This is a genomic window from Janibacter zhaoxuefangae, assembly GCF_050271985.1.
Taxonomy (GTDB): domain Bacteria; phylum Actinomycetota; class Actinomycetes; order Actinomycetales; family Dermatophilaceae.
Window position 1 is genome coordinate 2,205,753 of record NZ_CP189849.1, and the last position, 16,894, is coordinate 2,222,646.

At 72.7% G+C, this 16,894-nt stretch carries 16 protein-coding genes; 6 read left to right on the plus strand and 10 right to left on the minus strand.

Annotation, left to right across the window (positions count from 1 at the left end; translation table 11 throughout):
- Window positions 1-90: 90 nt before the first annotated feature.
- On the minus strand, window positions 91-2,568 hold the full coding sequence (gene pcrA, locus ACQBAS_RS10325) for a DNA helicase PcrA (protein WP_427383711.1): 2,478 nt from the start codon (window positions 2,566-2,568) through the stop codon (window positions 91-93).
- An 88-nt stretch (window positions 2,569-2,656) separates the two neighbouring features.
- On the opposite strand from pcrA, the gene ACQBAS_RS10330 reads away from it, so the two are divergent.
- Window positions 2,657-3,208 (plus strand): GNAT family N-acetyltransferase, encoded by a 552-nt coding sequence (locus ACQBAS_RS10330; RefSeq protein WP_427383712.1) that lies wholly within the window; start codon window positions 2,657-2,659, stop codon window positions 3,206-3,208.
- A 72-nt stretch (window positions 3,209-3,280) separates the two neighbouring features.
- Window positions 3,281-3,619, plus strand: a complete 339-nt coding sequence (locus ACQBAS_RS10335; protein ID WP_427383713.1) for a hypothetical protein — start codon at window positions 3,281-3,283, stop codon at window positions 3,617-3,619.
- A 9-nt stretch (window positions 3,620-3,628) separates the two neighbouring features.
- Here the strand turns inward: ACQBAS_RS10335 and ACQBAS_RS10340 are convergent, their stop codons facing one another.
- Genes ACQBAS_RS10340 through ACQBAS_RS10350 form a run of 3 tightly spaced genes read right to left on the minus strand, consistent with a single transcriptional unit; the run spans window position 3,629 to window position 6,719 of the window.
- Window positions 3,629-4,618, minus strand: a complete 990-nt coding sequence (locus ACQBAS_RS10340) for a quinone oxidoreductase family protein (RefSeq protein WP_427383714.1) — start codon at window positions 4,616-4,618, stop codon at window positions 3,629-3,631.
- A gap of 26 nt (window positions 4,619-4,644) precedes the next feature.
- Window positions 4,645-5,352 (minus strand): LuxR C-terminal-related transcriptional regulator, encoded by a 708-nt coding sequence (locus ACQBAS_RS10345; protein WP_427383715.1) that lies wholly within the window; start codon window positions 5,350-5,352, stop codon window positions 4,645-4,647.
- A complete protein-coding gene (locus ACQBAS_RS10350) occupies window positions 5,349-6,719 on the minus strand; it encodes a PspC domain-containing protein (protein WP_427383716.1) in 1,371 nt (456 codons plus the stop codon). Before ACQBAS_RS10350 ends, ACQBAS_RS10345 begins: the two co-directional genes overlap by 4 nt.
- 124 nt (window positions 6,720-6,843) lie before the next feature.
- Here ACQBAS_RS10350 and ACQBAS_RS10355 point away from each other — a divergent pair, with 124 nt between their 5' ends.
- Window positions 6,844-8,172 (plus strand): PspC domain-containing protein, encoded by a 1,329-nt coding sequence (locus ACQBAS_RS10355; RefSeq protein ID WP_427383717.1) that lies wholly within the window; start codon window positions 6,844-6,846, stop codon window positions 8,170-8,172.
- 1 nt (window position 8,173) lies between these two features.
- Window positions 8,174-8,479, plus strand: a complete 306-nt coding sequence (locus ACQBAS_RS10360) for a hypothetical protein (RefSeq protein ID WP_427383718.1) — start codon at window positions 8,174-8,176, stop codon at window positions 8,477-8,479.
- A gap of 118 nt (window positions 8,480-8,597) precedes the next feature.
- On the opposite strand, the gene ACQBAS_RS10365 is transcribed toward ACQBAS_RS10360, so the two are convergent.
- Window positions 8,598-9,296 carry an NUDIX hydrolase gene (locus ACQBAS_RS10365; protein WP_427383719.1) on the minus strand — a complete coding sequence of 233 codons (699 nt, stop codon included), beginning with the start codon at window positions 9,294-9,296 and terminating at the stop codon, window positions 8,598-8,600.
- A complete protein-coding gene (locus ACQBAS_RS10370; protein WP_427383720.1) occupies window positions 9,293-10,474 on the minus strand; it encodes a glycosyltransferase family 4 protein in 1,182 nt (393 codons plus the stop codon). Before ACQBAS_RS10370 ends, ACQBAS_RS10365 begins: the two co-directional genes overlap by 4 nt.
- A 34-nt stretch (window positions 10,475-10,508) precedes the next feature.
- Here ACQBAS_RS10370 and ACQBAS_RS10375 point away from each other — a divergent pair, with 34 nt between their 5' ends.
- Together ACQBAS_RS10375 and ACQBAS_RS10380 are read left to right on the plus strand one after the other, a co-directional pair.
- Window positions 10,509-11,330, plus strand: coding sequence for a PIG-L deacetylase family protein (locus ACQBAS_RS10375; RefSeq protein ID WP_427383721.1), 822 nt, complete (start codon window positions 10,509-10,511; stop codon window positions 11,328-11,330).
- Window positions 11,327-12,478 carry a lysylphosphatidylglycerol synthase domain-containing protein gene (locus tag ACQBAS_RS10380; RefSeq protein WP_427383722.1) on the plus strand — a complete coding sequence of 384 codons (1,152 nt, stop codon included), beginning with the start codon at window positions 11,327-11,329 and terminating at the stop codon, window positions 12,476-12,478. The genes ACQBAS_RS10375 and ACQBAS_RS10380 overlap by 4 nt, the downstream gene beginning before the upstream one ends.
- Here the strand turns inward: ACQBAS_RS10380 and ACQBAS_RS10385 are convergent.
- The 4 genes from ACQBAS_RS10385 to guaA are packed head-to-tail and all read right to left on the minus strand — an operon-like array spanning window position 12,454 to window position 16,890.
- Window positions 12,454-13,242, minus strand: a complete 789-nt coding sequence (locus ACQBAS_RS10385) for a type 1 glutamine amidotransferase (RefSeq protein WP_427383723.1) — start codon at window positions 13,240-13,242, stop codon at window positions 12,454-12,456. The two genes, ACQBAS_RS10380 and ACQBAS_RS10385, sit on opposite strands and share 25 nt — an antisense overlap.
- Window positions 13,239-14,549 carry a MurT ligase domain-containing protein gene (locus ACQBAS_RS10390; RefSeq protein WP_427383724.1) on the minus strand — a complete coding sequence of 437 codons (1,311 nt, stop codon included), beginning with the start codon at window positions 14,547-14,549 and terminating at the stop codon, window positions 13,239-13,241. Before ACQBAS_RS10390 ends, ACQBAS_RS10385 begins: the two co-directional genes overlap by 4 nt.
- Before the next feature lie 42 nt (window positions 14,550-14,591).
- Window positions 14,592-15,305: a lysophospholipid acyltransferase family protein gene (locus ACQBAS_RS10395; protein WP_427383725.1), complete on the minus strand. Its 714-nt coding sequence runs from the start codon at window positions 15,303-15,305 to the stop codon at window positions 14,592-14,594.
- A gap of 7 nt (window positions 15,306-15,312) precedes the next feature.
- Entirely contained in the window at window positions 15,313-16,890 is a 1,578-nt protein-coding gene (guaA, locus tag ACQBAS_RS10400; RefSeq protein ID WP_427383726.1) for a glutamine-hydrolyzing GMP synthase, read from the minus strand.
- Window positions 16,891-16,894 lie beyond the last annotated feature (4 nt).

Genomic DNA, 16,894 nt, shown 5'->3' on the forward strand with positions numbered 1-16,894 from the left:
TACTCGGCGCACCCGACCCCCTTCGGTCGAGTTTGGGACATCAGGTGTCCATTACTCGCGCGGGCTGGTCACCTCGCGAAGCTGAGAGATCTACAGCTTTTCGACGGGCGCGTAGCGCAGCAGCAGTCGCTTGACACCCGTCTCGGCGCCGAAGTCGACATGCGCCACGGCCTTGTCGCCGACGCCTTCGACCCGCACGACCGTGCCCAGACCGAAGGTGTCGTGGGTGACCCGGTCGCCGCTGTCGAGAGCGATGACGGGCCGGTTGCCCGGACTGCGCACACCCGGCCGGCTGGCCAGACGCGCGACGGCCGGCGCGCTCGTCGGGCGACCACCGCCGAAGCCACCCGGGCTGCCGATCCGCTCCCACTCGATGAGCTCGGACGGGATCTCGTCGAGGAACCGCGACGGCGGGTTGAACTGCGGTGCACCCCAGGCGGAGCGGACGCTCGCCCGTGACAGGTGCAGGCGCTCGCGCGCGCGGGTGATCCCGACATAGGCCAGACGCCGCTCCTCCTCGAGCTCCTTGGGGTCGCCGAGGGAGCGAAGGTGGGGGAACGTCCCGTCCTCCATGCCGGTGAGGAAGACGACGGGGAACTCCAGCCCCTTCGCCGTGTGCAGCGTCATGAGAGTGACGACGCCCTCGTTCTCCGCGCCGTCGGACTCGTCCGGGATCTCGTCGGCGTCGGCCACGAGGGAGACCTGCTCGAGGAAGTCGTCGAGGCTGATGACCTCACCCGTGTCGACGCGGGTCTGGTCGAACTCCTGGGCCACAGCGACGAGCTCCGCGAGGTTCTCCACCCGGGTCTCGTCCTGCGGGTCGTGGCTGGCGCGCAGTTCGGCGATGTAGCCGGACTTCTCGAGGACCGCCTCGAGCAGCTCCCCGACGCCGGCCTCCTTCGCCGCGAGCTCGCCGAGCTCCTCCATCAGGCTCGTGAAGCCCTTGATCGCCGCGACCGAGCGGGTCGCGATGCCCGGGGCGTCCTCGGCCCGACCGAGCGCCGCGATGAAGGGGATCCGCTCGCGCTCGGCGAGCGCCGCGACCGCTCCCTCGGCCCGATCGCCGATGCCGCGCTTGGGGGTGTTGAGGATGCGCCGCAGGTTGACGGTGTCCGTCGGGTTGGCAATGACGCGCAGGTAGGCGAGCGCGTCCTTGACCTCGCGGCGCTCGTAGAAGCGCGTGCCTCCGACGACCTTGTAGGGCAGGCCCACACGCACGAAGACCTCCTCGAGCGCACGCGACTGCGCGTTCGTCCGATAGAAGACCGCGACGTCCTTGGGCTTGACGCCGTGCTCGTCGGCGAGGTCGTCGATGGTCTTCGCGACGAAGGACGCCTCATCGTGCTCGGAGTCGCCGACGTAGCCGACGATCTTGGCGCCATCGCCCTGCTCGGACCACAGGTTCTTCTTCCGGCGGTCGGAGTTGCGCTCGATGACGGCGTTGGCCGCGCCGAGGATCGTCTGCGTCGAGCGGTAGTTCTGCTCGAGCAGGATCGTGCGCGCGTTCGGGTAGTCCTGCTCGAACTCGAGGATGTTGCGGATCGTCGCCCCGCGAAAGGCGTAGATCGACTGGTCGGCGTCGCCGACGACGACGAGCTCGCTCGGGGCGACCTTCGGGCCGTCGTTGCCAGCCTCGGGCCGGTCCTGCGACGTGCCGCCGACGAGCTCGCGGATGAGGACGTACTGCGCCTGGTTGGTGTCCTGGTACTCGTCGACCATGACGTGCCGGAAGCGGCGCCGGTAGTGCTCGGCGACGTCCGGGAACGCCTGGAGGATGTTGACGGTCGTCATGATGATGTCGTCGAAGTCGAGGGCGTTGGCCTGCCGCAGCCGCCGCTGGTACTGCCGGTAGGCCTCGGCCAGCATCCGGTCCTGGTGAGTGCCCTCGGCCACCTGGGACGCGTAGGTCTCCTCGTCGATGAGCTCGTTCTTGAGGTTGCTGACCTGGTGGCTGAAGGAGCGCGGCGGGAAGCGCTTGGGATCGAGGTCGAGGTCGCGCAACACCATCGCCATGAGCCGCTGGCTGTCCGCGGCGTCATAGATCGAGAAACTCGAACGCATCCCGACCTTCGCGGCCTCGCGCCGCAGGATGCGCACGCAGGCGCTGTGGAAGGTCATGACCCACATGGCCTTCGCGCGCGGGCCGACGAGGGCCTCGACGCGCTCGCGCATCTCCGCTGCGGCCTTGTTGGTGAAGGTGATGGCGAGGATCTGGCCGGGCTGGACGCCGCGGGCCGCGAGGAGGTGGCCGATGCGGTGGGTGAGCACGCGGGTCTTGCCCGAGCCGGCGCCGGCGACGATGAGCAGCGGGCCGCCCTCGTGGACGACGGCCTCGCGCTGCTGCGGGTTGAGCCCGACGAGGAGCTCCTCCGGGTCCAGGCGCGGCGGCGTCGGCGACTCGCCCCAGCCCTGCGCCGACTGCGGACCCTCGCCGTCGCCCAGCGCCCACTCGGGGACCCCCGACTCGGTCACCGCGGTGCGTCGGGCGGCGTCCGCGGACGGGCGCGCGCCACGGTCGGCGGAGCTGGGGTCGGAGGGGAAGTCGAGGCCGTCGAAGAGAGTGCTCATGCTGCCGCCCAGCCTACGTCGGCGCGGCGACAGCCCCGAGTGCGTGACCGGCGGGGAGACAGCCGCGGGCGCCCACTACCGTGTCCGGATGCTCCTCATGCCTCCGCACGTCCGGTTCCAGCGCTCGTACCTCGATGCCGTCGACGAGTTCGACGGTCAGCACCGGGACGGCGACGGCGAGTGGGGAGCGCACCCGGACGGGCGCTACCCCGGCGTCGAGTTCACCCGGGCCGAGCTCGAGACCGCCGAGGGCTTCCAGCGGTTCGTCGACTGGCGCCTCGCCGACCGGCTCGAGGACACGCCGCGGCCGGCCGCCTTCGTGCCGTGCACCTACCTGTGGATGGTCGAGGGCGACGAGTACGTCGGGTCCCTGTCCATCCGGCACCGGCTCACCGACTTCCTGCTCAACTACGGCGGTCACATCGGCTACAGCGTCCGCCCGAGCCGGCGGCTCCGCGGCCACGCGAAGGCGGCCCTCGCCCAGGCGATCCCCCGCGCGGCCGAGCTCGGCATCGGCCGCGTCCTCGTCACCTGCGACGAGGACAACGACGGCTCGCGCCGGACCATCGAGGCCAACGGGGGCGTCTACGAGGACTCCCGCGAGGGCAAGCGGCGCTACTGGATCGAGACCAACGCCTGAGCCGGCCACCCGCTGGCTGATCCTCGGGGACCCCGGGCGACGTTCGGGCTGGCGGTGCGGCAGGATGCGGGCATGGACGCTCTCCACACCGTGCTGTACATCGCCCACATGCTCGCCCTGGTCGCCATCGTGCTGGCGCCGGTCGTCCACAAGGGCGCCGCGAGCGCTCTGCAGGTCTGGGGCGCGCGTCTGCAGCTGCTCATCGGCCTCGGGCTGACCGGCCTGGCCGAGGCCGGGGACGACCCCGTCAACCACGCGAAGATCGGCACGAAGCTCATCGTCATGATCGCCGTCGTCGCACTGAGCGAGATCAGCTGGGCCAAGCAGAAGCGCGGCGAGGTCGCGGCGCCGCTGCCGTGGATCGCGGCTGGGCTCGCGCTCCTCAACGCGGTCATCGCCTTCGCCTGGTGAGCCGTCCCGCTACGGGATGAGCAGCAGCTTGCCGCTGGTCTGGCGACCCTCGAGCGCGGCGTAGGCGTCGGCGACCTCGTCGAAGCGGTACCGCCCGCCGATCGCGAGCGTGATGGTGCCGTCCGCCAGCCAGCTCAGCACGTCACGGCCGCGGCCGAGCAACTCGTCGCGCGTGGCGACGAACGCCCCGAGCGCCGGCCGGGTGACGACGAGTGAGCCGAGCCGGTTGAGCCGCTGCAGGTCCAAGGGCGGCACCTGACCGCTCGCGCCGCCGAAGAGGACCATGAGGCCGCGCGGGCGCAGGGACAGCAACGACGCATCGAAGGTCGCCCGCCCCACCCCGTCGTAGGCCACGTCGACGCCGCGGCCGCCGTTGGCCTCGCGGACCGCCTTCGCGAGGTCGGCTGGCTCGGCGAAGGTCGAGTAGTCGATGGTGTGCTGCGCCCCGAGGCGGCGCGCGATCTCGAGTTTCGCGGGGCTGCCGGCCGTCGCGACGACGCTGGCGCCCCGCGCCGTGATGAGCTGGACGAGCAACTGACCCACACCGCCTGCGGCGGCGTGAACGAGGGCGGTGTCGCCCGCCTTCACGTCCCACACGCTGGTGATGAGATAGTGCGCCGTCATCCCCTGGAGCATGGCCGCGGCCGCCGTCTCGAGGTCGAGGCCGTCGGGCACGGGCACGAGCGAATCGGCGGCGCGGTTGACGACGTCGGCGGCGGAGCCGAGTCCCTGACCCCAGGCGACGCGGTCACCGACCGCCAGGTCGGTCACCCCCTCCCCCAGCGCCGTCACCGTGCCGGCCCCCTCGTTGCCGAGGACGAAGGGGAGCTTCATGGGGTAGATGCCCTCGCGCTGATAGACGTCGACGAAGTTCACGCCGACGGCGGCGACCTTCACCTGCACCTCCCCCGGCGCGGGCGGGGCGAGGTCGACCTCACGAACCTCGAGGACGTCGCCGCCCCCTGCCGTCGGGACTACGAGCGCACGCGTGGTCGTCATGCCCGCAGCGTAGGACACGGTCTCCCTCAGATGAGGCGGCGCCCCATGGCCCACGCCGTCAACTCGTGGCGCGAGGACAGCTGCAGTTTGCGCAGCACCGAGGACACGTGGGTCTCGACGGTCTTGATGGAGATGAAGAGCTCCTTCGCGACCTCCTTGTACTGGTAGCCGCGGGCGATGAGCCGCATGACCTCGCGCTCGCGCGCGCTCAGCCGGTCGAGCTCCTCGTCGACCTCCGCGACCTCGCCGGCCGCCGCGCCGAAGGCGTCGAGGACGAACCCGGCCAGCCGCGGCGAGAAGACGGCGTCGCCCTCCCCCACCCGGCGGATGGCCGTCGCGAGGTCGGTGCCGCCGATCGTCTTCGTGACGTAGCCGCGCGCGCCGGCCCGAATTACCGCGATGACGTCCTCTGCCGCGTCGGACACGGACAGGGCGAGGAACCGGACGGGCTCCCCGTGGGGGGTCTCGACGCCGTAGCAGCCGCGGATGACGTCGGCGCCACCGTTGCCGGACCCGCCGGGCAGGTGCACATCGAGCAGGACGACGTCCGGGGTCGTCTGGCGGATGACCCGGATCGCGGCGTCGACGTCCGGCGCCTCACCGACGACGTCGACGTCCGCCCCGGCGACCTCGGCCAGCTCGGCACGCACGCCCGTGCGAAACATTCGGTGATCGTCGACGAGCACGATCCGCACGGGCGGGCGCGGGGCCGCCATCCCTGACGTGGGGCTCATGGCCGGTCTCCTTCGGTGATGGCGGGCAGGGTGAGCTCGACCTCGGTGCCGGGCTCGCGGCGACGGATCCGGGCCGTGCCGCCGTGACGCGTCATCCGGGCCAAGATGGAGTCGCGGACGCCGAGCCGGTCCGGCGGCACCGTCTCGGCGTCGAAGCCCACGCCGTGGTCCCGTACGAAGCACTCGACGCCGCCGGGACCGACCTCGAGGTAGACCCCCACGGGCGGCGCGCCGTGCCGGACGGCATTGAGCAGGGCCTCACGGGCCGCCCGGACGAGGGCCACCCCGTGCGGGCCGAGCGGCTGGTCCCCGGTGGCGACGAGCTCGACGGGGACGCCATGCGTGTCCTCGACCTCGTGACAGACCTCCGCGACAGCGGCAGCGAGCGAGTCCGGCGTCCCGACCTGCCCGCCATAGATCCACGACCGCAGTTCGCGCTCCTGGCTGCGGGCGAGCTGGGCCACCGTCGTCGGGTCGTGCGCGCTGCGCTGGATGAGGGCCAACGTCTGGAGCACGGAGTCGTGCAGGTGGGCAGCGATGTCGGCCCGCTCGTCGGCGCGGGCGCGGGCGGCCTGCTCGCGCCGCAGGTCGGCCCACACGCGCACGGCCCAGGGCGCGACGATGACGCTCACCCCGATGAGGACGGCGCCGGCGGCGAAGGCGGTCTCGGAGATCTCGCGCCACCCGGCGCCGCGGCTGGCGAGCGCGAGGATCCCGACGACGACGAGGAGCAGGCCGGCGCCGACGCGGGCGAAGGCGCGCCAGCCCGCCGCGTCGTCGGCGACCCACTGACCTCGTTGCGCATCGTCGAGCTGGGAGAAGGCGACGATGCCGCCGATGGCGATGACGACGAGCGGCGCGATGAGCCCCAGCCGCAGGTCGAAGCCCGACCGCTCGACGAGCAGGGCCACGCCCCCGAGCAGGACGATGGTGCCGACGGTGACGTAGAGCCACCCCTCACCGCGGGCGTCCTCCCAACGCGACGCGTGCGGGTCGACGGGGCTCGTGATCGGCGACGCGGACGGTGACGCAGGTGACGGCCCGGACGCCCGCGACGGGGCGACCTTCGTGCTCGGCGGCTGCGGGACGGGCCCGCCCGGCGCCCAGCCGGACGTGCGGAACGGCATCACGGGCAGGGCGGGCACGCCGAGCCCCTCGGGCGTCAGCGCCCACAGGAAGAGGTAGAGGAAGAACCCGGGGCCGAGGACGGTGAGGACGACGGCGCCGACCCGGACCCACTCCACGCGCAGGCCGAGGTGCTCCGCGAGGCCCGCGCAGACGCCGGCGATCCAGCGACCGTCGCGCGGGCGCGCCAACAGCGGCTCGTACGAGCGCGCGTCGGACGTCGGTGCATAGGGGGTGGCCACACCCCCATCCTGCCCCCGACCGCGGGCCCGAGGCACCCAAGAGCCCACTCTCCGGGGTCCGGTCAGGGCGCCCTCAGGGTCGACCCTCATGGCCGTGCGGCGCCGGCGGGGGGAGTCTGAGGACATGCAGGAAGACACCACGCCCCCCGCCAGCGGCACGACCGCCTCGTTCTTCGACCGCGTCCGTGCGGAGACCGCCACCCGCGTCCGTCGCGACACCGACCGGAAGTGGATCGGCGGTGTCTGCAGCGGCGTCGCCGAAGCGCTCGGCATCGACCCGATCATCGTGCGCGTCGTCGTCGTCCTCCTCGCCGTGCTGCCGGGGATCGGCGTGCTCGCCTACCTCCTCGCGTGGCTCTTCCTGCCGACCCGCGAGGGCCGCATCCTCGCGGAGGAGGCTGTCGTCCGCGCCGACGCCTGGGCCATCGTGCTCATCGCCGTGACGGCCACGGCCGTGACGAGCCTCTTCTGGTGGGACAACCACACGTGGCCCGGTCCGCTACCGGGCATGCTCATCGTCGGCGGTCTCCTCTGGTGGATCTTCTTCCACGACAACGGTGCCCAGCGCTTCTTCGACGGCCGGGGCAGCGCCCAGGCACCCACACCGCCAGCCGTCCCGGAGGGCGGAGCGCCCGTCGCGGGGCAGGCCCCACCGCCCCCGGCGGGCACCGTCCTCGGCGCCGGGGCGCCCCAAGCGGGCACCGTCCTCGGCGCCGGGGCGCCGCCGGCAGGCCCCGGTCACCCCTACGGCAGCGGCTACGGCTTCGGTCCGAGCGGACCCCGCCCCACCCCTCCGAGCCGGCCACGTCGGCGCAGCCTCGGCTTCCTCGGTGGTGTCGTCACCGCCGGCCTCGCGCTCGTCGCCTACGGCGTCACGATGCTCGTCGCCCGTGAGCAGTCCTGGGACGCCAACCACGAGTTGCTCGCCCTCGCCGCCGCGCTCGCGACCTTCGGCGTCGTGTTGCTCGCATCAGGGCTGCGCGGCCGTCGCGGCGGGTTCGCCTCCTTCCTCGCGACGATCCTGGCCATCGTCACCGCGATCTCGGCGGCACTCGGGGCGACCCTGCTGAGGGACGGCGTCGGCGACCAGACGTGGCGGCCGACGACGGTCGAGTCGCGCCAGTACGAGCTCGGTGCCGGCGAGGCGACGCTCGACCTCACGGCCTACCCTGCCGACCCCGACCGGGTCGTCGACATCGACGCGACGATCGCCCTCGGCGAGCTGCGGATCATCGTGCCCGCCGACCTGACGGTCACCATCGATTCGCGAATCCGCGGCGGCGGCATGGTGATGCACAACGGGGACGGCGTCGACGAGGAGCGCTGGAGTTTCGACGGCAACCGCACCTCGGGGCTCGTCCAGGACTCCCGCACCATCGGATCCGGCGCCACCGAGCTCCGGGTCAACGCCGACCTCCGGTTCGGCCAACTGACGATCGTCAAGGAGCAGTGACATGACCAGCAATGACATGACCAGTGACACGACCAGCAATGACACGACCAGGAGCGACGTGACGGGCGAGAGCCGTCGCGACCTTCCCGAGGCCACCCCGGTCGACGAGGCGACCCCTCGCGGACCGGCCATCGGCACGGCCCTCTTCGGGTTCCTGCTCCTCGTCCTCGCCGGCGGCGTCGTCGCCCTCGAGGCGCTCGACCTCGACGTCGACTGGGTGGGCGTCGGCCCGTGGGCCGTCGTCGCCGGTGGCGTCGTGATCGTGGTCTTCGGCGCCATCGGGCTGCTCGCCTCACGCCGCGACTGACCCGGTTCGCGAACCGGTGTGTGCTTCGCAAGCCGGTTCGATCCGGCTCACGACGCACGAAGGGGTTCGCGAACCCCTTCGTGCGTCGTCGTGTGAGCCGGGCGAGCGCGGGCGTGCGTCAGCGGACGGCGGCCAGCCAGTCGTCGAGGTGCTCCGCGACACTGCCGGCGAGCGGGACCTCGCCGACGCGCTCGAGCGGCACCCACGCCGCCCGCGACGTCGAGCCCCCGACGTCGTGGACGACGAGGTCGGTCGGCGCGGGACACCGGGCGACGTGGAAGAGCTTCACCGCGTGGAAGTCCTCGAGCCGTCCCGCCGGCGAGCGCCCGACCCAGTGGTTCGAGCGAAGGTCGATCAGCCGCACGTCCTCGATGTGTTGGCCCGTCTCCTCCCAGACCTCGCGGACGACGCCCTCGAGCGGGGACTCCCCCGGGTCGATCCCGCCGCCGGGCAGGCTCCAGCGCCCGCCGACGCCGGCGACGTGGTCGGCGAGCTGGGTCAGCAGGAGCGCCCCGTCGTGGACGACGACGGCATAGGAGCCGACGCGTTGGTGGACGGCCGCGATCTCGCCGTCCGTGATGACGAGGCCGTCGTCGGTCGGCACGGGCGGGCGTGGCTCCGGCGCCGTACCCGTCCACGGCGCCACCCCCACCTCCAGACGAAGGTCGCCCGCCGCCTCGAGCGTCGCGGCCCAGGGGCCGACGACGACCCAGCCGCGGTGGGCGAGCTCGATGCGCGGGTCGTCACCGTGACCGAGGTCGAAGGCGACGACCGCAGATCCCCCGCCCGTGACGCCGACGACCTGGAGGCCGCTCACGCGCCGGCCCGCAGGTACTCGGCCTCCACGAGGTCGACCACCGTGTCCCACGACTGCACCGGCGGGATCGTGGCGTTGCGCAGGGCGATCTCGCCGCGCAGGGCGTGGTCGGTGACGAGGCGGACGATCTGGTCGACGAAATGGTCGTCGTCCCGGGCCAGCAGGCCGTTGACGCCGTCCTCGATGATGTCTCGCACCCCAGACTCGGCCATGGCGATGACGGGCAGCCCGGCGGTGCGCGCCTCGAGCGCCGCGACGCCGAAGGCCTCGAGCCGGGTCGGTGAGAGGTAGACGTGCGCGTCCCGATAGAGGTCGACGAGATCGGCGCGAGGCACGCGCCCACGCAGCCGCGCCCAGTCCCCGATCCCTAGGCGACGCAGGCGCCGACCCAGCTGACGGCGCATCGGCCCCTCCCCCAGGACGTCGAGCTGCATGCCGATCGTCGCCGGGACGCGCTCGCGGGCCCGCGCGACGAGGTCGAGCAGCACGTCCGGGCGCTTGCGCGGCGCGAGCCGCGTGGCCGTGACCAGGTGGACCTCGCGGGCGCCGCCCCCGCTGACGACGCCCGCGGCCTGCGCCAGCGCGAGGTCGTCGCCGACGTGCCGCTGCGCCCGGTCGGCGGCCGCCGCGCGCCACGTCGAGAGGTCGATCCCGTTGTGCAGCACCGTGATCGGGACATCGTCGCCGACGACGCGGGTCACGTGCTCGGCCGCGAGCGTGGAGACGGCCGACAGTGCTGCCCCCTGCTGCGCCCAATCGGAGAAGGTCTTGCGCGCCGCGTACCAGGGGGCGGCGCGGTCGATGACGCTGTGCCACGTGACGGCGGTGGGGATCCGCAGGAGCAGCGCGAGCCTGGCGGTGTCGACGGCGAAGGGGCTGATCACGCCCATGTGCGCGTGCGCGACGTCGAAGCCGCCGTGGCGGAGTCGGTGCCGGACCTCGCTCGTCGCGAGCGGGTTGATCGGCACCCCCATCGTCAGCTTCGTCGCGAGTCGGTGCACGGGGATCCCGTCGACGTCCTCGATGACCCCGCCGACCTGCCCCTGGGCGCCCGCGGTGGCGGTGAAGACCTCCACCTCGTGGCCCGCCCGCGCGAGATGGACGGCGAGGTCGCTCACCTGGGACTCGATCCCACCCAGACGCGGCAGATAACAGTCCGACAGCAGGGCGACCTTCACGCGTCACACTGTGCCATGAGGGAGGATGACTCCGATGTCGCGAAACCCCCGAACGCTCGTCGCGTTCCACGCCCACCCCGACGATGAGGCTCTCCTGACGGCCGGCACCATGGCGCGCGCCGCCGCCGAGGGCCATCGGGTCATCCTCGCGATCGCCACGGACGGCGACCTGGGCCTGACCGGGGCCGCCTACGCGGACGACCTCGGCGCCCGACGCCTCGACGAAGCCCGGGCCAGCGCCCGCGCGCTCGGCGTCGCCCGCGTCGAGCACCTCGGCTGGGCCGACAGCGGGATGGGCCCCGAGCTGCCGCCCGACCCGCCGGGACGGCGACGTTTCGTCACCGTGCCGGTCGAGGAGGCGGCCGCGCGTCTCGCGGAACTGCTCGTCGAGGAAGGGGCCGACGTGCTGCTGTCCTACGACCGGGCTGGCGGCTACGGACACCGCGACCACGTGCGCGTCCACGACGTCGCCGCCCGCGCCGCCCAACTGGCCGGCACCCCCCGCGTCCTGCAGGCGACGGTCCCGCGTGACCTGCTCGTGCGCGCCATCGACCTCGCCGCCCGGGTCCACCGCTTCCCGCCCGAGTTCGACCGGGCCGCCTTCGGCCGCGCCTTCAGCGCCCGCCGCGAGATCACCCACCGGATCGGCGTCCGCCGCCACATCGCCGCCAAGCGAGCCAGCATGCGCGCCCACGCGAGCCAGGCGAGCGCCGACGACGGCGACCGCACGCTCGCCGCCTTCCTGCGCATCCCCCGCCCGCTCTACGACGTCGTCTTCGGTCGCGAATGGTTCATCGACCCCGCCGCCCCGCCGGGAGCGAAGGTCGCCCGCGACATCTTCGAGGGGCTGCCGTGAGCACACCCCACCCTCTCCGTCCGCGCCGGATCTCCGCGATCCGCGTCGCCCAGGTCGCGGCCGGCCTGGCGCTCGCCGCCGCCATGCTCATCTGGGGCCTGCCCTATTTCGCCAAGACGTCGTGGTCGTCCATCGCCGAGGTCCTCGGCACGGTCCCTCCCGGCCGCGCGGTCGCCTTCCTCGGCCTCGTGCTCGCGGGCCTGCTGTCGTACACCTTCGTCCTCACGGGCGCCCTGCACGGGCTGAGCCACCTGCGCGCGCTCGTGCTCAACGTCTGCGGCTCCTCGGTCAGCAACCTGCTCCCCGGCGGCGGCGCCGTCGGTCTCGCCGCGACGTACTCGATCTGCCGGTCGTGGGGCTTCCGCAGCCGCGACGTCTCGACCATGGCCATCGTCACGGGGGTGTGGAACACCCTCGCGCGGGTCGCCCTCCCCGTCATCGCCATCACGGCCCTCGTCTGGGGCGTCGACGAGGACGTCCCCAAGGTCATGCGGGACGCGGCGATCGGCGGCAGCCTCAGCGGCCTGGCCATCGTGGGGGTGCTCGTCGCCGTCATCGCCAGCAACCGTGCGGCACATGCCATCGGTCGCGGCCTCGACCGTGTGCTCGCGCCCCTGCTGCGGCGCCGCCGGCGATCCATGAGCGTCGACGCCCTCGTCACCGACCTGCGGGCCCGGATCACCGACAGTGTCCGGCGCGGCTGGCTGCCCATGACGCTGGGCATGGTGGGCTTCTTCGGCTTCTACTACGTCCTCTTCGTCGCCGTCATGGACACGACGGGGGTGACCATGCCGCACGGCCAGCTCTTTGCCGCCTACGCCCTCGGCCGCCTGCTCACCGCCGTCGGCGTCACCCCCGGCGGGGTCGGCGTCACCGAGACCGGGACCGCTGCGGCCCTCGTGGCGTGGGGTGCCGACCCGGCCGCGGCCACCGCCGGTGTGGTCCTCTTCTCGATCTACACGCACGTCATGGAGGTGCCGCTCGGCGCCCTCGGCTGGGTCGCGTGGAGCCTCATGCCCAAGGCGTCGGCCGAGGAACTCGCCGAGGCCGCCGAGGGCCATGAGGACCTCGACGCCGCTCCCGCTGCGGGCGGGTCGGGTCGGGAGATGGACACCGACCCGGGTCAGGAGACGAGTCGACGCACCTGACGGTTGCGGGCCTCGTCGGCGATGGCGTCGTCGAGCGTCCCGGCCTCGAACGGCCGACCCGTGGCGACCTCCGCGGCCCACCCGATGAGGGCGTCGGCGAGGCGCGGGTTGGCCGGGAGGATCGGGCCGTGGAGGTAGGAACCGACGACGTGGCGCAGCCGGGCCCCTTCCGTGCCGTCCTCGCCGTTGTTGCCCAGCCCGGAGCGGACCGTGCCGAAGGGGGCCTGCCCGGCCCCGAGCGTCGTCGACCCGGAGTGGTTCTCGTAGCCGACGACGTCCCCGAACTCGGTCTGGAGCACGACCGGGCCGATCATCCGCTTCTCGTTCCCCTGGGTCGTCACGTCGAGGATCCCGAGCCCGGGCAGCCGCTTGCCCTCGACGGTGATGAAGGCGTTGCCGAAGAGCTGGTACATCCCGCAGATCATGAGCATCGGCACGTCCGCCGCGACGAGGTCGCGCAGCCGGTCGGCGATGACCTCGAGGTCGGCCTCGACGCGGACCTGACCGCTGTCCTGGCCGCCGCCACCGACGACGAGGTGCGCCTGCTCGGGGAAGGGCTGACCGGGGTGGTGCTGATGAACGACGGGCGTGTAGCCGTGGCGGCGGATCCGCGCGGCGAGGCAGCGGGTGTTGCCCAGGTCGCCGTAGATGCTCATCTCACGCGGGTAGAGGTGGACGACGTGGATCTCGCCCTTCCCCTCGTGGCCGGGCTCCGCGGGCAGCGCCGACTCGGGCGGCTCGCCGAGGATGGGGACGTCGGTCATGCGTCCTCTCCGATCTCGGGCAGGTCGTAGCGCGCGGCGAGGGTCCGCCGGAGCGCCATCATGGCCGTGTAGGTGCAGAAGATCCGGGCCGGCTCGCCGCGGGTCTCGTCGAGGAAGCGGGTCAGCGCCGCGTCGAGGCCTGGCTCGATCGCGTCGACGGCCACGTCGTCGTACTGCAGCCGCAGCGCCATGTCGTAGGCGCGCACCCCGGAGGTCAGCGCCACCCCGCGCTCGCGCAGGGAATCGAAGGAGACGTCGTAGAGCCACGAGACGTCGCGGCCGTCCGCGTAGTCGTCGTTGATCGCGATCATCGTCGCGACGGGGCTCGCGCCGTAGGTGCCCAGCGCCACGGTGAACCCGGCCGGGTTCTTCACGAGGACGAGCTCGAGCGGCCGCCCGTCCGCGTCGATCACCTCACCGCGCCCGAAGGGGGGCTGCACCGTCGCGAGCGCGGCCGCGGCCATGTCCGGTGAGAAGGTGTCGCCCAGCAGCATCCGGGCCGTCGTCGTGGCCGCGGTCGCGTTGATCATGGCCGCGAGGCCGCGCTGACGCAGGGCCACGGGGCCGACCCGGCCCCCTTCGCCCTCCCGGCCGAAGAGGATCTCGAGCTCGCGGTCGTCGACGGGGCGCAGGAATCCGTCGCGCTCCCCCGTCACCGGAATCGGCGTGTCCCCGAGGTCACGCACGTCGGCCTCCTGGAGCTCCGGGAGACGATCGGCGATGGACTGGTCGAGCCCGAACCAGCGGACCTCGACCCCGTCGGCGAGGTCGGCCGCGATCCGGTTGACGAAGGAGTCGTCGACGTTGAGGACGACGCCGTCGGTCGTCACCGCGGCGAGGCTCGCGAGCAGACGAGCGGTGTGGTCGATCTCGGCGAAGCGGTCGAGCTGATCGCGAGCGACGTTGAGCAGCAGCGCGTGCGTCGGGGCGACGGCGGCGGCAAACTTCAGCGCGTGCGCCTCGTCGAGCTCGAGGACAGCCATGTCGGCCCGCAGCCGGCCGCGCAACGGGAGCTCACCGAGCATCGAGGAGATGACGCCGCGGGTGAAGTTGGAACCCGTCGGGTTGGTGAAGACCCGGCGGCCGTGGGCGCGCAGGATCGCGACGAGCATCTTCGTCGTCGTCGTCTTGCCGTTCGTACCCGTCACCACGACGATCCCGTCGCGTACGTCAGCCAGGGCGTGGGCGAGGAACCCGGGGTCGACGCGCTCGGCGACCAGCCCCGGCATGGCGGACCCGCCCCCGCGCAGTCGGGCGGCGGTCCGGGCGGCCTTGCCCGCGAGGACGGCGGCAGTGGTTCTCAGCACGGGCCAACCCTAATGGGTGAGCCCGATCGCCACGGGAGGACGTCAGAGGGCGCGACGGCGGGCGATCTCGGCGTTGACGTCGCTCGCGTAGCGGCCCGAGGTCTCCTGGCCGCCGAGCTGCGCGATGGTGTCCATGACGCTGTCGGTGACGGCCCGCAGCAGGGCCGCCTTCTCGTGGGTCGCGGCGAAGGCACTCGCCTCCACCGGCGGACCGAAGCGGACGATGACCTTCGCCGGACGCAGCCCCGACTCGTCCGGGCCCTGCACCTTGTCGGTCCCCGTGATGGCGCACGGGATGACGGGCGCCCCGGTGTTGACGGCCAGACGCCCGACCCCGGTACGCCCCTTGTGCAGTCGACCGTCGCGCGAGCGCGTGCCCTCCGGATAGATGCAGAAGGCGTCGCCCTCGCGCAGCACCGCCTCGGCGTCGACGAGCGACTGCATGGCGGCGCGCGGGTCGTCGCGCTGCACCGGGACGGCCCCGAAGGTCGTGAACCACGCCTTCATCGCGCGGCCCTTGAGGCCACTGCCCTGCCAGTACTCCGCCTTCGCGATGAACCGCACGGGACGGCCGGCGGCGACGGGAATGACCATCGAGTCCATGAAGGACAGGTGGTTGCTCGCGATGATGACCGGCCCGGTCCGGGGGACGTGCTCGCGGCCCTCGACCTGCAGTCGGGTCAGCGCCCGCAGCGGCAGTCCGAGGACGACGTGCCGCAGGGCGAGCTCGGCCGCGGCGACGGCGGGGGCAGTCACGAGGCGCTCATTCCCACTCGATGGTGCCCGGCGGCTTGCTCGTCACGTCGAGGACGACGCGGTTGACCTCGGCGACCTCGTTCGTGATCCGCGTCGAGATCTGGGCGAGCACCTCGTAGGGGACACGGGTCCAGTCGGCCGTCATGGCGTCCTCGCTGCTGACCGGGCGCAGCACGATGGGGTGGCCGTAGGTGCGGCCGTCGCCCTGCACGCCGACCGACCGGACGTCGGCCAGCAGGACGACGGGACACTGCCAGATCTCGCCGTCGAGGCCGGCTGCGGTGAGCTCGTGACGGGCGATGGCGTCGGCGCGACGCAGGATGTCCAGCCGCTCCTCCGTCACCTCGCCGATGATCCGGATGCCGAGGCCGGGGCCGGGGAAGGGCTGCCGGGCGACGATCGGCTCGGGGACGCCGAGCTCGCGGCCGACCTGGCGGACCTCGTCCTTGAAGAGGGCCCGCAGCGGCTCGACGAGGGTGAACTGGAGGTCCTCGGGGAGGCCGCCGACGTTGTGGTGGCTCTTGATGTTGGCCGCGCCGGCACCGCCGCCGGACTCGACGACGTCGGGATAGAGCGTCCCCTGGACGAGGAACTCGACGGGGTGGCCCTCGGCCGCGCCCTCGCCGACGACGTCGCGCGCGGCCTGCTCGAAGGTGCGGATGAACTCGCGCCCGATGATCTTGCGCTTCTCCTCGGGGTCACTGACCCCGGCGAGCGCGGTGAGGAACTGCTCCTTCGCGTCGACGACGACGAGGTGCACACCGGTCGCGGCGACGAAGTCCTGCTCGACCTGCTCGGCCTCCCCTTCGCGCAGGAGGCCGTGGTCGACGAAGACGCAGGTCAACTGGTCGCCGACGGCGCGCTGGACGAGCGCCGCGGCCACCGAGGAGTCGACGCCGCCGGAGAGGGCGCACAGCACGCGCGCGTCCCCGACCTGCTCCTTGATGAGGGCGACCTGGTCGTCGACGACGTTGCTGGCCGTCCAGTCGGCCGCGATGCCCGCGCCGCGGAGCAGGAAGTTCTCGAGGACGCGCTGCCCGAAGGTCGAGTGCATCACCTCGGGGTGCCACTGGACGCCGTAGAGCTTGCGCTCGTCGTCCTCGAAGGCGGCGACCGGCGCCCCCGCCGTCGTCGCCGTGACGCGCATGCCCTCGGGTGCGACCGTGGCGGAGTCACCGTGGCTCATCCACACCGACTGCTCGCCCGGCTGGCCGTTGAAGAGGACCGACTCGCGGTCGGTGATCGTCGCGGGGGTGTTGCCGTACTCGCGCAGGCCCGTCCGCTCGACCGTCCCGCCGAGCGCCTGGACCATCGACTGGAAGCCGTAACACATGCCGAAGGTCGGCACCCCGGCCTCGAGCAGCGCCGGGTCGAGCCTCGGGGCACCCTTCTCGTAGACCGACGACGGGCCCCCGGAGAGGACGATGGCGGCCGGGTCCTTGGCGAGCATCTCGTCCGCGCTCATCGTGTGCGGGACGACCTCGCTGTAGACGTTCGCCTCGCGCACGCGCCGCGCGATGAGCTGGGCGTACTGCGCGCCGAAGTCGACGACGAGGACGGGACGGGTCTGGAGGGGTTCGGTCACGAGA

What these genes read in the sequence shown, in the direction of transcription:
- ACQBAS_RS10335 (WP_427383713.1), top strand. Translation starts at nt 3,281, where the DNA reads ATGGACGCTCTCCACACCGTGCTGTACATCGCCCACATGCTCGCCCTG.
- ACQBAS_RS10355 (WP_427383717.1), top strand. Translation starts at nt 6,844, where the DNA reads ATGCAGGAAGACACCACGCCCCCCGCCAGCGGCACGACCGCCTCGTTC.
- pcrA (WP_427383711.1), bottom strand. Translation starts at nt 2,568, where the DNA reads ATGAGCACTCTCTTCGACGGCCTCGACTTCCCCTCCGACCCCAGCTCC.
- ACQBAS_RS10330 (WP_427383712.1), top strand. Translation starts at nt 2,657, where the DNA reads ATGCTCCTCATGCCTCCGCACGTCCGGTTCCAGCGCTCGTACCTCGAT.
- ACQBAS_RS10345 (WP_427383715.1), bottom strand. Translation starts at nt 5,352, where the DNA reads ATGAGCCCCACGTCAGGGATGGCGGCCCCGCGCCCGCCCGTGCGGATC.
- ACQBAS_RS10340 (WP_427383714.1), bottom strand. Translation starts at nt 4,618, where the DNA reads ATGACGACCACGCGTGCGCTCGTAGTCCCGACGGCAGGGGGCGGCGAC.
- ACQBAS_RS10385 (WP_427383723.1), bottom strand. Translation starts at nt 13,242, where the DNA reads ATGACCGACGTCCCCATCCTCGGCGAGCCGCCCGAGTCGGCGCTGCCC.
- ACQBAS_RS10375 (WP_427383721.1), top strand. Translation starts at nt 10,509, where the DNA reads ATGTCGCGAAACCCCCGAACGCTCGTCGCGTTCCACGCCCACCCCGAC.
- ACQBAS_RS10360 (WP_427383718.1), top strand. Translation starts at nt 8,174, where the DNA reads ATGACCAGCAATGACATGACCAGTGACACGACCAGCAATGACACGACC.